Origin of the sequence: Bradyrhizobium sp. 164, assembly GCF_023073715.1 — a bacterium.
Lineage (GTDB): Bacteria > Pseudomonadota > Alphaproteobacteria > Rhizobiales > Xanthobacteraceae > Bradyrhizobium.
Map to the genome: position 1 here is coordinate 64,087 of NZ_JADPKA010000030.1, position 14,939 is coordinate 79,025.

Annotated in this window: 12 protein-coding genes; 6 read left to right on the plus strand and 6 right to left on the minus strand. The window is 64.2% G+C overall.

From position 1 onward, the window contains the following. Positions 1–26: 26 nt before the first annotated feature. Positions 27–938 carry a hypothetical protein gene (locus IVB01_RS14100; RefSeq protein ID WP_247280956.1) on the minus strand — a complete coding sequence of 304 codons (912 nt, stop codon included), beginning with the start codon at positions 936–938 and terminating at the stop codon, positions 27–29. Positions 939–1,187: 249 nt separating this feature from the next. Between IVB01_RS14100 and yidD the strand changes: the two genes are divergently transcribed. Both yidD and IVB01_RS14110 read left to right on the plus strand, forming a co-directional pair. Next, positions 1,188–1,526 (plus strand): membrane protein insertion efficiency factor YidD, encoded by a 339-nt coding sequence (yidD, locus tag IVB01_RS14105; protein WP_247280879.1) that lies wholly within the window; start codon positions 1,188–1,190, stop codon positions 1,524–1,526. A gap of 83 nt (positions 1,527–1,609) precedes the next feature. Then, positions 1,610–1,819 (plus strand): hypothetical protein, encoded by a 210-nt coding sequence (locus IVB01_RS14110; RefSeq protein WP_247280878.1) that lies wholly within the window; start codon positions 1,610–1,612, stop codon positions 1,817–1,819. On the opposite strand, the gene IVB01_RS14115 is transcribed toward IVB01_RS14110, so the two are convergent. Both IVB01_RS14115 and IVB01_RS14120 read right to left on the minus strand, forming a co-directional pair. Beyond that, complete coding sequence (locus IVB01_RS14115; RefSeq protein WP_247418122.1) at positions 1,820–3,031, minus strand: hypothetical protein; 1,212 nt, start codon at positions 3,029–3,031, stop codon at positions 1,820–1,822. Then, on the minus strand, positions 3,028–4,401 hold the full coding sequence (locus tag IVB01_RS14120) for an amino acid permease (RefSeq protein WP_247280876.1): 1,374 nt from the start codon (positions 4,399–4,401) through the stop codon (positions 3,028–3,030). Before IVB01_RS14120 ends, IVB01_RS14115 begins: the two co-directional genes overlap by 4 nt. A 321-nt stretch (positions 4,402–4,722) precedes the next feature. Between IVB01_RS14120 and IVB01_RS14125 the strand changes: the two genes are divergently transcribed. Further along, entirely contained in the window at positions 4,723–6,042 is a 1,320-nt protein-coding gene (locus tag IVB01_RS14125) for an alpha/beta hydrolase (protein ID WP_247280875.1), read from the plus strand. 41 nt (positions 6,043–6,083) lie between these two features. Here IVB01_RS14125 and IVB01_RS14130 read toward each other — a convergent pair whose 3' ends face one another. Both IVB01_RS14130 and IVB01_RS14135 read right to left on the minus strand, forming a co-directional pair. Then, the gene (locus IVB01_RS14130) at positions 6,084–6,461 is read right to left on the minus strand and encodes a hypothetical protein (RefSeq protein WP_091889385.1); all 378 of its coding nucleotides are present in this window, start codon (positions 6,459–6,461) and stop codon (positions 6,084–6,086) included. Between the two features lie 91 nt (positions 6,462–6,552). Continuing rightward, entirely contained in the window at positions 6,553–7,728 is a 1,176-nt protein-coding gene (locus tag IVB01_RS14135) for an MFS transporter (RefSeq protein ID WP_247280874.1), read from the minus strand. A 186-nt stretch (positions 7,729–7,914) separates the two neighbouring features. Between IVB01_RS14135 and thrS the strand changes: the two genes are divergently transcribed. The 3 genes from thrS to IVB01_RS14150 all read left to right on the plus strand — a co-directional run bounded on the left by thrS (position 7,915) and on the right by IVB01_RS14150 (position 11,946). After that, positions 7,915–9,957, plus strand: coding sequence for a threonine--tRNA ligase (gene thrS, locus IVB01_RS14140; protein ID WP_247494606.1), 2,043 nt, complete (start codon positions 7,915–7,917; stop codon positions 9,955–9,957). A 93-nt stretch (positions 9,958–10,050) separates the two neighbouring features. Next, the gene (locus tag IVB01_RS14145) at positions 10,051–10,614 is read left to right on the plus strand and encodes a nitroreductase (protein WP_247280872.1); all 564 of its coding nucleotides are present in this window, start codon (positions 10,051–10,053) and stop codon (positions 10,612–10,614) included. 63 nt (positions 10,615–10,677) lie between these two features. After that, complete coding sequence (locus tag IVB01_RS14150; RefSeq protein WP_247280871.1) at positions 10,678–11,946, plus strand: serine hydrolase domain-containing protein; 1,269 nt, start codon at positions 10,678–10,680, stop codon at positions 11,944–11,946. Here the strand turns inward: IVB01_RS14150 and IVB01_RS14155 are convergent. Further along, positions 11,932–14,394, minus strand: coding sequence for an EAL domain-containing protein (locus tag IVB01_RS14155; protein ID WP_247280870.1), 2,463 nt, complete (start codon positions 14,392–14,394; stop codon positions 11,932–11,934). The genes IVB01_RS14150 and IVB01_RS14155 overlap by 15 nt on opposite strands. Positions 14,395–14,939: the final 545 nt, after the last annotated feature.

The window sequence follows — 14,939 nt, forward strand, 5'->3', positions numbered from 1 at the left end:
ACGGAATGACCATCAAAGCATATCGTTTACTTCTGCGCCGCCGCCGCTGGTGTCGCCACGCCGCCGGCCGTCGGCACCAGGGCTTCCGCGGTCTTGGTTGATTTGGCAGATTGCTGCGGCTGCTCCGGTTCCGCGCCGTACCTGGCCTGCGTCTTCGATGTAAGCTCCGCCATCGCCGGTGCGGAGATGTCCACATGCGGCAACACGTCGGCCACGAGGTCGGTGGTCACGAGATTGGTGAGCTTAAGCTCTCCGGCGTCGAGCTCATGCAAATCTTCCCACGGCGGCACGCTGAGTGCGAGCGACAGCAGATCGCCGGCACCCCCCATGTCGAACGTGTATTTGGCCAGCCGGCCGATGTCGCGCTCCACGATCATCAGGTCCTGGGCGCTGTAGCTCGCAGCCTTGGCATCGTCAGCGCGGTCGCCCATCCAGATCTGGTGGACCCGGACATGGGCAGCTTCCGGCACATAGCGCTTCTTGCCGGCGAGCAGCAGGAACACGCACATCGATTCGCAATAGGCCCCCGGCGCGACCGCCGGACGGGCGCCTTGCCCGCCGCGGTTCTGAACGCTGATTCCGACCGTGGTCAGAAGTCCGAGGTTGCGGAAGCGCCGGCCGAGCGTGATCGCGTCGTTGACCGAGCCGCCGCTGGAGTCGAGCACCACCGTGGCGCCGCCCAGCTGGCGCCCGCGAGAAAACTCCTCAAAAGCCTTCGGCGTATCGGCGGTGATGATTCCGACCGCGCTGACCCAGCCGCGGCAGTTCGGCTCGCAGGCCACCCAGCTGAACTTCATCGGCAGCTTGCGCTCTTCGAGCGCAGCACCGGCTCGAGCTGACGTTCCAAGGGTCGCGACGGCGCCAGCCAGCGCGACTCCACACACGGCGGTTCCCACCAGCAACCAGCCGCGAAGATTAAGGGAGTTCAGAAGTCTCAATCTGGTTCCTTCCCCAAGCCCTAAAAGGTCCCCAAACAATCCCCGGTAGCGCCCTCTGAGTCCATCATACAGGCGTATGTTTCTACACACGGGCGTCATAAAAATGGTATCCGGGCGAATACAGATCGTCCACAGATACTTGCTGCACTGCTCCCAGAAAGCAGGCAAAATATGGCGCGCAAACAACAGCTTACAGTTCCCTGCTGCGGAACTGAGCAATACTTCGCTTAACCTGACAGCAAAGCGCACATGAAGCATTCAGCCTGCGAGCACTGTTCCAGCCCGGTCGCGGGCGCGCTCCGGCTCCCGCGCCGATTCGGCCGCGCGCTGATCTGGCTCTATCGGCACACGTTGTCGCCTCTGGTTGGTTACAATTGCCGGCACCTGCCGACCTGCTCCGTCTACGGCGACGAAGCGATCGAACGGTTCGGACTCTGGGCCGGCGGCTGGATGACACTCGCGCGCCTATTGCGCTGCAATCCCTTCGGCACCTCGGGCATCGACAACGTACCGCTCACCGCACCGCAAGGCGCGCGCTGGTATGTGCCCTGGCGCTACGGCCGCTGGCGCGGGGTCAACGCATCCTGAGTGCTGCGGTGCTGTGCCGTCGCGGTCGGAACCGGAACTCTCGCCTCGCGTTGATGTGATGCTCCCATCGGGAGGAAACAACAATGCGCTGGAAAATCAGCCGTCATTTTCCCTCCGGACCTGGTCTCAATTCTGGTCGGAGAGGCCATCACGATCCCAGAATCATCGATCTGCTCGCGATCGTCGCCCTACTGGTGTTCGTGCTCGGCTCCGGCTGGTATCTGGCGACGAGCTTCGCCACGCCGCCAAGCACGACGGCGTTCATCGTGCCGAGCCAGAATGTGCACTGGTAGCTAGCGGAACCAGAAGAAACGTCCGGACTGCGGCGGGATCGACTCCGGCGGGCGTAGCCGCTTCGGTCGCGGCGGCTTTGACGACGGCTCGGCGGACGAGGTGGTCTCCGCCGGCGCGATCTCGCTGCCCGGCACCTTCACCGACAGCAGCAAGTTCGATTCGTGCGTCCGCCAGCGATAGCCCACGCCGAAATCGATCGGCTGGGCGCGCGTGAACAATTCGGCATAGCGCTCCTGGTAGCGGCTTGCGAATTCATCGATCGGACCGAGATAGCGGCCGAACGGAAAGAACCGCCATTGCCGTGCATTGTAGTTCGCGAGCGGAATGCCGGAATCGTCCTGGATGATGGTGGCGCTGTTGGCGAGGAGCCAGTCGCGCACGAGGGTAAAATTGCCGGAATGCAGCAGATAGGACGCGCTCTTGAGCAGGCTGTTGCCGGGGCCCAGCGTCTCGCAGAATTTCAGGAAGCCGGCCGCGCGCGCACCGGAATTGGAAAGATCAGTAGAGAAATAATACAGCGTGCGCGCTTCCCCGTCGCTGCCGGCGAAGGTGATGCGGACGCCATGCGTCGCGTTGGGTCCCGGATTGTCGCCGGCCGTGTGAACCCCGCCCTTGTTGTCGAGCGCGATCATCTCGACATTGCGGATGGTCTTGCCGGAGCGCGCGAGGAAAACATAGAGGATCGGCAGCGTACCGTTGACCTGATTGGCGTGCAGGTCGACCTTCATCTGCTTGGTAATGAAGAAGGAAAAGCTCAGGATCGAGCCGAGCGAGCGCTCGACGTTGTAGAGCGCAGCGCCGATCGAACTACGCGGCAGCCGCGTCAGCTCGGGCACCGCTCCCACCGGCTCCAGCGCGCCAAGCACGTAGGTGCTGGCGTTGGCATAGAAGGCATTGGCGTAGAGGAAGTCCGGGCCGCTGAACATGTAGAACATGGTTGGCCGCGGCGCGGCGAGATTGACGTCGGCCCAATTGCGGATCTTCGAGAGCTGCCGCTGCTCGAGCTGGGCGAAGGCGCTGTCAAAGAATTTTGCATGACGCTGCCAGCCTGGATCCTTCGTGAGCGGCACCAGCGGCGAGTCCGCCGACGGCTGCATGCCCGCAAGGAAGCGCGCAGTGTCGTCGAAGGTGACGTCGGCGGCGCGTGCGGACGAGACAGCCGCAGCCAGCAAGGCAAGAGCGACGGCCGCAATTCTCAGGGGTCGGATCATGTCGATTCGCGATGTGGTGAAGCGGCAGCGGCCACCGGCCGCCTGCGGAAGACGACATAAATCAACAGACCCGAGAGCATGACGAGCATCCCCGACAGCGACTGCACCGGCCGCTCGATCAAGAGGTAGTACATCATGAACGCGGTCACGAGCAGGAAAACGAGCGGCGTGAACGGGTATCCCCAGGCGCGATAGGGCCGCGGCAAATCGGGATCGGTGATGCGGAGCTTGATGACGCCGGCGACGGTGAAGAACGAGCAGAACAGCAGCGCGAACTGGATGAAGTCGAGCACCGCCTCGAAGCTGCGCGTGAACAGCAGCAGGGTCGCGACGGCGAGCTGAAACAGGATGGCATAGGCCGGCGCACCGTTCGCCGATCGCTGCGAGAACACGCGCAGCGCCGGAATGTCCTCGCCCATCGTCATCATCACCCGCGGGCCGATCCACATCATCGCGCTGATCGAGGAGATCAGACCGGCACAGATCATCGCGCCGACGATCCGGCCGCCGAGGCCGCCGAAGATGGCGCTGCCGGCGACGCTGGCAACGTCGAGCTGGCCCGCCAGCGCACTGACCGGCGTCGAGTAGAGGAACACCGCGTTCAGCGCGACATAGAGGACGAGCACGATCAGCGTGCCCACAAGCAATGCGCGCGGCAGGCTCCGCTGCGGCGTGGTCATCTCGCCTATGATGTAGGTCGCGGCATTCCAGCCCGAGAACGAGTACATCACGAAGACGAGCCCGATCGCGAAGGGCGCGCTGACGATGTGGGCGAGATCGCCCGGCTGCGGCGTGAAGGCGATCTGCTGCGGCACGCCGATGACGAAGCCGGCCACCAGGAAGGCGACGATCAGCACGACCTTCAAAATCGTCGAGATCAATTGGAACGTCGAGGAGTGCCTGACGCCGGTCAGTTGCACGAGCGAGACCAGCCACACCACGCCGATGGCGAGCGGGATCGGAGGCAGATCGTCCGCGACCGATTTGGCATATTCGCCGAACGCCATCGCGGCGAGCGCGACTGGCGCCGCAAACCCCACCGTGGCCGAGACCCAGCCGGCGAGAAAGCCGAAGGCGGGATGATAGGCGCGGCCGAGGAAATTGTACTCCCCGCTCGAGCGCGGAAACATCGCGCCCAACTCGCTGTAGGAGAACACCCCGCACAGCGCGACGATGCCGCCGACCGTCCAGAGCAGCAGGATCGAGAAGCCGGACGGGATGTCCTTGACCTGGAAGCCGAGGCTGGTGAAGACGCCGACCCCAATCATGTCGGCAATGACGATGGCGGTTGCGACCAGAACAGAGACCCCCGACCCGCTTTCGGTCAGCCGGCCAGTCCAGGGCGCGGTACCCGCATCTGATGCCGTCATCGGGGTTCTCAAGCCTCAGGCGTCACGCCTCATCGGGAGGCATCGTGCAGATTGATCCAGTCAATTCAAGCAGGGTTAACAAGGGTTAAATGAGGCAGGCGTGACGGGTATGTTGACACCTTTCACGCACGGTCTTGGGCGATAAAGCTGCACCACCCCCGAGAATCCCTTTTCCCTTCCCCACAATCACGACACGATTGTATGGTCCCTTTGACGGTTCCGGATGTGGGGAAATTTCTCTGGACGCTTAACGTCACCTAAACGCCAGTCGGCTGAATTGATTTGAAATTGCCGATGGACGTGACTTGGGGTCATGGGTGGATGGTCGGGGCCGTTCCGAAACTGAGAGCGAACGCGCGTGCCGATCGGACGACGTCCGGCGCGCGCGGTCGTGTGCTCCGGGTCGGCTTGATTCTAGCCCTGGTGCCGCTGTCGCTGACGCTGGTTCAATGCGGCAAGGCCCCCAATCCGGCGGCGCTCGCGGCGAACTCGCAGGCCAACGTGCAGGTCGTCGCAAAGACAAATGCGCAGGTGGCAAGCGGCGACACGTTCGAAGATCGCTTTCCGGCCCCGCAGTTCAAGGAGCGTTTCCCCTCGGCGAGCGAGAGCTTGCTGCAACGGCAGATGTCGGACTTCTCGCCCAAGCGCGCCGTCCAGCAGCAGCCCCAGGCTGAGCAGGCGCCCTACAAGGTCGCTTCGCTCGAGCCGCAGCTCCCCTACAAGCGCCCGCCCCGTGAGGACCTGACGACGCTCGTCAGCATGAAGTCGTCGGCCTTTCCCTATTTCGGCAACAACCCCGCCTCCGACGCACCCTTCCTCAACATCTCCAAGGGTGACCGCCGCGGCCACCGCAGCTATTCGGGGCGCGTCTACTGGCAGGACGAAACCTACAGCGACAGCCGCGTGCTGGTGCACGTCCCAGAGCATTTCGATGTTCGCAAGCCGGGCGTGATCGTGGTGTTCTTCCACGGCAATGGCGCCACGCTCGAGCGCGATGTGCGCGACCGGCAGCTGGTGCCGAAGCAGATCACCGATTCCGGCGCCAATGCCGTCCTGCTTGCGCCGCAGATGGCAGTCGATGCCGCCGATTCCAGCGCCGGCAAATTCTGGCAGGCGGGCGGCTTCAAGCGCTTCATGGAGGAATCGGCCAACCACCTCGCCCGCCTGACCGGCGATCCCAACAGCGCGCGGGCCTTCGCCAACATGCCGATCGTGATCGTCGGCTATAGCGGCGGCTTCCTGCCGACGGCTTGGAGCCTGGAGGTCGGCGGCATCAGTGACCGCGTCCGCGGCGTCGTGCTGCTCGACGCCGTCTATGGCGAAATGGACAAGTTCGCGGCCTGGATCGAGAGCCACCGTTCCGGCTTCTTCGTCAGCGCCTACACCCGCTACACCGCGCGGCGCGACCGCGAGCTGATGAGCCTGCTGCGGCAGAAGGGCATCAGCGTCTCCGAGGACATGGACGAGCCATTGCGGCCCGGCAGCGTGGTGTTCGTCGAGACTGGCGAGGGCATCACCCATCGCGACTACGTGACGAGGGCCTGGACGCGGGATCCGCTCAAGGACGTGCTGGTGAAGATGTCGGCGACGCCCGCGCTCACGCGCGTGGCCTCTACCAATCCACCCGCATCGAGCCGCTAAACGGACGTGACTCTAAGGCGCCGAGGGGCCCGGTCTCTCGCTTAGGTTTTCGGCAGCTTCGGAATGCTCTCGGCAAAGCCGTTGAAGCAGGCCAGCCGCTCGTCCTCTTCCTTGAAGAAACGGCAGTCTGCGTAGCCCTTGGCCTTCGCCGGCTTCGGCTTCGGCGCCGGCGGGATCACGGCGTCGTAGCAGTTGAGGCGGTCCTTGGTGCCGTCGTCGATCTCGAGGCAGGCCTGGAGCCGCGCCGCGATCGATTGCGGCTTACCCTTCGCCGCCGCAGCGGGTTTGGCCGCAGCCTCTTTGGTCCCTTTGGGCTTGACCTGCACCAGCGGCTTGTCCCCCACCATCGGTGGCTTGTCGGCTTGCGCAAATGCGGAGGCTGAATAGAGCACCGCGGCAACCGCCAGAATCATCCTCATTTCAGTCAACTCTCTTTGGTCCCCATGCATGGCGTTCTAGCGCCCTCATGCTCGGTTTGCCAAGCACCTTGCGCATAGGAAGCTGCGAGATTCAGGCTGTTGCGGCGGCGGCTCGCCGGGGCCTGGTCAGGAACACCAGCAGCAGCGCCAGCACCACGAAACCGACCGCGACGAAGCCGAGCGTGTGCAGGAGCTCGCGGGCGAACAGTAATCCGCCGATGGCCGAGCCGACCGCCTGACCGATATAGAGGACGGACGTGTTGAGGGCGACGGTCGCCGACGCCAGTGATGGCGCGGCCGCGACCAGCCGCACCTGCTGCATCGAATTGGTCGAGGCAAAGCCAAGGCCCCAGACCGCGACCGCGCCCGCCATCAAGACAAGCGTGCCGGCGCCGAGCGCCCAGCCCGTGACCCCCGCAAGCAGGAGGCAGGTGAACAGCAGCGAGGTGCGATAAGGCCCCCAGGTATCGACGATGCGAGTCGCGATGGCGACGCCGAGGAAGCCGCAGACCCCGTACAGGGCAAACACGATGCCGATGGCATCGGGTCCGGCGCCGGTGAGCTTCTTGAGCAGCGGGCCCATGAAGGTGAACACCACGAACTGCCCGGACATTTGCAGCATGGTGATCGCGAGCAGGAGCAGGATGGCCCTGCTGCGGGCGACCTCGGCCCAAGTCTTGATGTCCACCGGCGCGCCCTTCAGGCCCGCCGGCAGGCGCAGCAGCAGCAACAGGAAGCTGATGCAGCCGAGCGCGCCGATCTCGCCATAGGCGGCGCGCCAGCCATAGCGGCTGGCGATGAAGGTGATCAGCGGCAGGCCGACGGCGGCAGCGAGCGACCAGCCGAGGAAGATGTAGGCGATGGTGCTGCCGCGTCGCTCCACCGGCACGATCAGCGCCGCCGTGCCGGCAGCCTGCGGCGTATAGAGCGCGCCGATCGCGAGCATCACCAGACGGATTGCAAGGAGGCTCGCATAATCGGGTGCAAAGGCCGAGGCAAGATTGCCGAGAGCAAGCACGGCCAGCGTCGTCGTGAGCAGCGTCCGCCGTTCGATGCGACTGGTGAGCCAGGCCGTCAGCGGCGAACCAATGCACAGCGTGATGGCGCCAAAGGTGATCAGGAGCCCGGCCGCATGGATGCTGACGTCGAGCCCAGTCGCCAATTCCGGCAGCATGCCCGCCGGCGCAAGCACCGAGCAGCCGGTGACGATGTTGCCGAGCATCAGAGCGGTTGGCGCGAAGCGGCGGACAGCAGGCGATCTTTCCATGCAAGTGCATGTAGAGCAGAGCTGCGGTCTGTTAAAGGGCACGGTCTGAAATAGTTGGTGCACCGTCCCGGCTTTTGCGCGCCACTTTCTTGGAATTGCCGGATTGCGCAGGCCGAATCGGCTGATATATCGCTCGTTCCCGCTTACCTGCGCTCGTTCGCAGGAGTGAGCCTCAGGAGTAAAGCAATGACCGACCAGCCCAAATCCGAGTCCGGCTTCCAGTACAGCCTCTCCAATCTGAAGCCCGCGACCCCCGCCCCCAGAGTCACCCTCATCTTCCCCGACGGCGCCCAGCGTCAGCTCGACAAGGGCATCACCGGCCTCGATATCGCCAAGGGCATTTCGCCGTCGCTGGCCAAGCGCACTGTGGCGATGGCACTCGACGGCACGCTCGCCGACCTCAACGACCCGATTGAGGCCGACGCCCGGATCGAGTTCGTCCATCGCGATGATCCCCGCGCGCTCGAATTGATCCGCCACGACTGCGCGCACGTGCTGGCCGAAGCCGTGCAATCGCTGTGGCCGGGCACCCAGGTCACGATCGGCCCGGTGATCGAGAACGGTTTCTACTACGACTTCTTCCGCAACGAGCCGTTCACCCCGGAAGATTTTGCCGCGATCGAAAAGAAGATGCGCGAGATCATCGCGCGCGACAAACCTTTCACCAAGGAGGTGTGGGATCGCGAAAAGACCAAACAGGTGTTCCGCGACAAGGGCGAAGCCTTCAAGGTCGAGCTGGTCGACGCCATTCCCGGCAACGAGCCGATCAAGATCTACTACCAGGGCGACTGGTTCGATCTCTGCCGCGGCCCGCACATGACCTCGACCGGCAAGGTCGGCAATGCCTTCAAGCTGATGAAGGTCGCCGGCGCCTATTGGCGCGGCGACAGCAATAACCCGATGCTGACCCGCATCTACGGCACCGCTTTCGCCAAGCAGGAGGACCTCGACGCCTACCTCAAGCAGATCGAGGAGGCCGAGAAGCGCGACCATCGCAAGCTCGGACGCGAGCTCGACCTTTTCCATTTCCAGGAGGAAGGTCCGGGCGTCGTGTTCTGGCACCCGAAGGGCTGGACCATCTTCCAGCAGCTCATCGCCTATATGCGGCGACGCCTGACCGGCGACTACAGCGAGGTCAACGCGCCGCAGATCCTCGACAAGGTGCTGTGGGAGACCTCGGGCCATTGGGGCTGGTATCGCGAGAACATGTTCGCGGCGCAGTCGGCCGGCGACGAGGCCGAGGATAAGCGCTGGTTTGCGCTCAAGCCCATGAACTGCCCCGGTCACGTGCAGATCTTCAAGCACGGCCTGAAAAGCTATCGCGACCTGCCTTTGCGCCTTGCCGAGTTCGGCGTGGTGCATCGCTATGAGCCCTCCGGTGCCATGCACGGCTTGATGCGCGTGCGCGGCTTCACCCAGGACGATGCGCACATCTTCTGCACCGAGGATCAGCTCGCCGAGGAATGCCTGAAGATCAACGACCTGATCCTGTCGACCTACGCCGACTTCGGCTTCACCGGCGATCTCACCGTGAAGCTCTCGACCCGGCCGGAGAAACGCGTCGGCACCGACGCGATGTGGGATCACGCGGAGCGTGTGATGGCGACGGTGCTGCGCGAGATCCAGTCGCAGAACAACCACATCAAGACCGAGATCAATCCGGGCGAAGGCGCCTTCTACGGCCCGAAGTTCGAATATGTGCTGCGCGACGCCATCGGTCGCGACTGGCAGTGCGGCACCACCCAGGTCGACTTCAACCTGCCCGAGCGGTTCGGCGCGTTCTACATCGACCATGACGGCGGCAAGAAACCGCCGGTGATGGTGCACCGCGCGATTTGCGGCTCGATGGAACGCTATATCGGCATCCTGATCGAGCACTATGCCGGCAGCTTCCCGCTCTGGCTCTCGCCGGTCCAAGTGGTGGTCACCACCATCACCTCGGAAGCCGACGAATATGCCAAGCAGGTCGTTGAGCAGGCGCGGCGCGCAGGCCTTCGGGTCGAGATCGACCTGCGGAACGAGAAGATCAACTACAAGGTCCGCGAGCACTCGCTGGCCAAGATCCCGGCGCTGCTCGTGGTCGGCAAGAAGGAAGCCGAGACGCATTCGGTCTCGGTCCGCCGGCTCGGCAGCGACGGCCAGAAGGTGATGACGACGCAGGAGGCGATCGCCGCGCTGGTCCACGAGGCAACGCCGCCGGACGTCCAGCGGGCGCGTGGCGCCCTCTGATCCCTGAAATCGATCTAAATTCGCTTCCGGTTGCGGGCGTGCATGCCTATCTCGGGTGTGCACGTTCGCCGACCAGCTGAAGAGGATATCGCAGTGCCCGATGCCATCGAACTCCTGAAGACCCGCCGCTCGGTGAAGCCGCGCGAAATGACCGAGCCCGGCCCCTCCGCAGCCGAGCTCGAGACCATCCTCACCATCGGCGCGCGCGTGCCTGATCATGGCAAGCTGGCGCCCTGGCGCTTCATCATTTTCGAGGGCGATGCCCGCCAGCGCGCCGGCGAGGTGATCGCAAAAGTCTTTGCCCGGAAGAATCCAGGCGCGCCCACCGCCGACATCGAGATCGAGCGCAAGCGCCTCACCGACGCGCCGCTGGTGATCGGCGTCGTCAGCTTCACCAAGCCGCATCCGAAGGTGCCGGCCTTCGAGCAGGAATTGTCGGCGGGCGCCAGCGCCATGAACATCGTCACGGCCGCAACCGCCCTCGGCTACGGCGCCTGCTGGCTGACCGGCTGGTTCGCCTTCGATCGCGACGTGCTGGACGGCCTCGGCCTCAAGCCGGACGAAAAGCTCGCCGGCTTCGTCCATATCGGCACGCCGACCAAGCCAAGCGAAGACCGTCCGCGACCGTTCCTTGCGGAGATCGTGACGCGTTTTTAATCGATGTCTTGTTGACGCCCTTGGCGTCTTGCGGCTTTGATCCCGCCGAGGGAGGAAGCCCGGATGAGACGGCGTGAGTTTCTGGTCGGAGCCGCGGTGCTCGCCGGCTCGATGGCGCGAGGTCGCGCCGCCGACATCCCTTCCCCGTCGCCCGACGGGCTCGATCGCATCACCGCATATTTCAACAACGAGGTAACGAGCGGCCGGCTGCCGGGCGCCGTCATCCTGGTCCAGCAGCACGGCAAGCCGGTCTATTTCAAGACGTTCGGCGTGCGCGACGTCCGGACCGGCCTTGCCATGACGCCGGACACGATCTTCGCCATCCACTCGATGACCAAGCCGATCACATGCCTCGGCGCGATGATGCTGATCGATGAGGGCAAGCTCGCGCTCACCGACCCCGTGTCGAAATACGTCCCGCTCTTCGCCGATACCAAGGTGGGCCTCGAGATTACCAAGCCCGACGGCAAGCTGGAGCTCGATCTCGTGCCGCCGGTCCGTCCCGTCAACATCGAGGACCTGCTGCGGCACACCTCGGGCATCAGCTACGATTATATTGGCGGCAAATGGGTCGAGCAGGCCTACAAGGCCGCCAATATCTTCGAAGGTCAGTTCAACAACAGGGAATTCGCCGATCGGATCGCGAAGCTGCCGCTGGCGCGGCAGCCGGGAACGTTGTGGCGCTACGGTCATTCCACCGACGTGCTCGGCGCCGTCATCGAGATCATCTCGGGCCAGACGCTGTACGAATTCCTGAAAGCACGCATCTTCGATCCGCTCGGCATGAGCAGCACCAAATTTGCGCTGGCGACGGAGGACGAGCTGGCGCGGATGGCGCGGCCGCTGCCGAACGATTTCATCCTGCTCGCCGCCGAGCGCGAGCGCCTCGACCATCCCGAATGGCAGTCCGGCGGCGGTGGGCTGCTCTCGACCATCACCGATTATCAGCGCTTCGCGCAGATGCTGCTCAACGGCGGCCAGTTCGAGGGCAAGCGTTATCTGAGCCCGGCTGCGTTCAAGGCCATGACGACCGACCACATCGGACCAGGGTCCGGCGTCGGACGCGACTATTTCTATTTCCCGGGCGACGGCTTCGGCTATGGCTACGGTCTTGCGGTGCGCACCGATCCCGGCAACGCGAAACCGCCGCCGCCGGGCTCGATCGGCGAGTTGAAATGGGACAGTGGCAGCGGCACCTATTTCGGCGTCGATCCCAAGCTCGACATGGCCTACCTCATGATGCAGCAGACCCAGAACGAGCGCAGCCGCATCACACCCGCCTTCAAGGCACTGGTCTACGATTGCTATCCTCCGGATCTACGCCGCCCGTGAGGCGCGCTGGCCGAAATCGGCGAGCAGCTTTGCGATCTCGGCGGCGGGCCGCGCTGCGCTGAACAGGAAGCCCTGCACCTCGTTGCAGCCCTCGGCGCGCAGCCAGTCGAGCTGATCCTCGGTCTCGACGCCTTCCGCCGTGGTGGTGATGTTGAGGCTGCGGCCAAGACCGGAGATCGCGCGCACGATCGCGCCGCAATCGGGCCGCTGCGCCAGATCCTTGATGAAGGAACGGTCGATCTTGATCTTGTCGAAGGGGAAGCTGCGGAGATAGCTGAGGCTGGAATAGCCGGTGCCGAAATCGTCCATGGAGATGCCGACGCCGAGCTCGCGCAATTGATGCAGCGTGGCGAGGTTGGATTCGGTCTCCGCCAGGAAGATCGACTCGGTGATCTCGAGCTCGAGCCGCCTCGACGACAGGCCGGACTGCGCCAGAGCGGAGATCACGACCTGAACCAGATTGCGGCTGCGGAATTGCGCCGGCGACAGATTGACCGCGACTTTGACGTCGCCAGGCCATTTGACGGCTTCGGCGCAGGCCTCGCGCAACACCCATTCGCCAAGCTGGGTGATCAGGCCGATGTCCTCGGCGACCGGAATGAACTCGGCGGGCGAGATCATGCCCTTGTCCGGGTGCCGCCAGCGCAACAGCGACTCGAAGCCGGAGATGCGGTCGGATGCGATCGACACCAACGGCTGGTAGTGCAGCTCGAACTCGCCATTGGCAAAGGCGCGGCGCAGGTCGAGCTCCATGTCGCGGCGCTTCTGCGCCTGAAGGTCCATCTCGCGCTCGAAGAAATGGTGCACGCAGCCGCCGTCGGACTTCGCCCGGTACAGGGCCATGTCGGCGTTGCGCATCAATTCCTCGGACGTCATGCCATCCCCCGGTGACAGCGCGATCCCGATGCTGGCGCCGATCACCATCTCCTGGCCATCGATCTCATAGGGCGCCTTCAACATGTCGATCAGCAGGGTCGCGCAGGCGCTGGCCTCGTTCGGCGAGACGTCGGCCGCCAGGATGACGGCGAACTCGTCACCACCGAGCCTCGCCGCGAGATTGGCACCGCGAACCGCATTGGTCAGGCGTTCGGCAACTTGCTTGAGCAGGCGGTCGCCCGCCGGATGCCCGAAGGAATCGTTGATGTTCTTGAACAGGTCGAGATCGATGTAGAGCACGCCGACCCGCTTTCCGCCGGCCTGGTCGAGCGCCTGCTTCAGCCGCTCCTGGAAATATTCGCGGTTCGGCAGGTCCGTGAGCCCGTCGTGATGGGCCATGTGGGCGATCCGCGCCTCGGCCTTGCGCCGTTCGGTGATGTCGACCACCGCGACCAGATAGCCGTCGCGATCGTCGAAGGCGACGCGCCGGCCGAAGGTGAGCACCTCGATCTCGCTGCCGTCGGCGCGTAAGTGCCGCCAGTTGCGCGAGGAATGATAGGCATCGCCGACGCGCTCGAGCGCCTCGGCGTGGCTCTTCCACTCGTCCTCGGGCCAGATCTCGTGCAGCTTCATGCGCAGGAAGGTGGCGCGACTGTAACCGTAATGCTGGACCGCGGCGTCATTGACGCCAAGGAATTGCTTAGTCTGTGCGTCGAACACCCACATCGGCATCGGGTTGTTGTCGAACAGCAGGCGGAACGAGGCGTCGCGCCGCTTCAATGCGGTGACGTCGGAGATCGTCAACGAGACCACGTCGGCGAAGGCGGTGGTGCCGAGGCGCAGGTGTCGTCCGTCGCTCTCGATCTCGAGCTGCTCGCAGCGGCCGCCCGAGACGGCCTTGAGCAGGAAGTCCATAATCTCGGGCGCGGCCAGCAGCGTGCCTGCCTCACTGACCCGCCGCCATAGCAGGCTTCCGGTCGCGGCCTTCAGCAGCGCGCTCGCACTCTTGTTGTGGTGCACGATCTGGAGATCGAACGGCTTGCCGCTTGCGTCGCGCAGCGTCGTCAGCGAGACGACCGCGTCATCGGTCGCGGAAAAAATTGCGTCGAGGAGATTATATTGCGTCCCGCGCTCGTTGATGTAGGTGCCGACCAGCGTCGCGCTCCAGCGCGAGGCGGTCGGCAGCGCCAGTAGATCGTAGGTCCTGACCATGCCGTCGCGCACGCAATGCGCGCTCGCGTGATGCGGCCGCCCCGTTGCGAGCGCGATCGCGGCCGCTTCCGTCAGCGCTGTGGCGCAGTCGGGCGACAGCTCCGCGACGGGAATGTCCCAGCGCTCCTCGCAGAGCCATTTCTGCACGTAACGTCCGCTGCGCGACAGTTCGAGCGCGCCGTCACCTTTCAGCAGCGCAATATGGTCGGCGAGTCGTCCGAGGCTGCCGAGCATCACGTCCTCGTAACGCGGCAGCCGTTCGCCCGGCTTCAACGCGGCACGCCATTTGCGTTGAAGCACCGGGATGTCATCGAACATTTCGGCGGCCGGTTTTCCCGGCACTTTCTTTGCGGCACTCATGGCAGTCCCCAACGCACTATGCGGGCGCATCCCAATGCAGGTGCGCTTAACGGCGTGTAAAGAGCGCACAGGCGCAGGTTCCGTTCGGTGATTATGACAGTTTTAAGTCAGGTGTTGGTTAGTGGGCGTTAGAGACTATGACGGTTGCGCTTCTACGCATGCTGAAGTGGACGCGGCGTCGCGCAACTGCATCAACGTCGGCATTGCGACCTCTAACGCCCAGCTCAATCGCAGACACATCTTCGCATCCTCGCGGCTTGTTCGCCCGAGCTTTGTCTCGATGCCTTGCCCTCTCATGAAAGAAGGCGCAGGGAAGACCGGGAGCCGGTTGGCTCCGATGGACCGCCATGCCAAGAGCAGATTGCGTGTGCTTCATGCATAGCGGACAACAGGGCAACCGGAGACATCCCGGCCTTCCCTGCGCGGATGGTTGGAACGGCTTATGTCGCGCTCTTGTGTCTGGGAAATCTGCCAGAATGTGCAAACGGGCGGTTCTCGCAAAACCGCCCGTTGCTGGATCTGAGCCCGGTCGCGCTCAAAGGCCG

Excerpts from the sequence above, each read along its gene's own strand:
- thrS (WP_247494606.1), top strand. The coding sequence starts at position 7,915 with ATGACCGACCAGCCCAAATCCGAGTCCGGCTTCCAGTACAGCCTCTCC.
- IVB01_RS14130 (WP_091889385.1), bottom strand. The coding sequence starts at position 6,461 with ATGAGGATGATTCTGGCGGTTGCCGCGGTGCTCTATTCAGCCTCCGCA.
- IVB01_RS14150 (WP_247280871.1), top strand. The coding sequence starts at position 10,678 with ATGAGACGGCGTGAGTTTCTGGTCGGAGCCGCGGTGCTCGCCGGCTCG.
- IVB01_RS14155 (WP_247280870.1), bottom strand. The coding sequence starts at position 14,394 with ATGAGTGCCGCAAAGAAAGTGCCGGGAAAACCGGCCGCCGAAATGTTC.
- IVB01_RS14135 (WP_247280874.1), bottom strand. The coding sequence starts at position 7,728 with ATGGAAAGATCGCCTGCTGTCCGCCGCTTCGCGCCAACCGCTCTGATG.
- IVB01_RS14125 (WP_247280875.1), top strand. The coding sequence starts at position 4,723 with ATGGTCGGGGCCGTTCCGAAACTGAGAGCGAACGCGCGTGCCGATCGG.
- IVB01_RS14120 (WP_247280876.1), bottom strand. The coding sequence starts at position 4,401 with ATGACGGCATCAGATGCGGGTACCGCGCCCTGGACTGGCCGGCTGACC.
- IVB01_RS14110 (WP_247280878.1), top strand. The coding sequence starts at position 1,610 with ATGCGCTGGAAAATCAGCCGTCATTTTCCCTCCGGACCTGGTCTCAAT.
- yidD (WP_247280879.1), top strand. The coding sequence starts at position 1,188 with ATGAAGCATTCAGCCTGCGAGCACTGTTCCAGCCCGGTCGCGGGCGCG.
- IVB01_RS14115 (WP_247418122.1), bottom strand. The coding sequence starts at position 3,031 with ATGATCCGACCCCTGAGAATTGCGGCCGTCGCTCTTGCCTTGCTGGCT.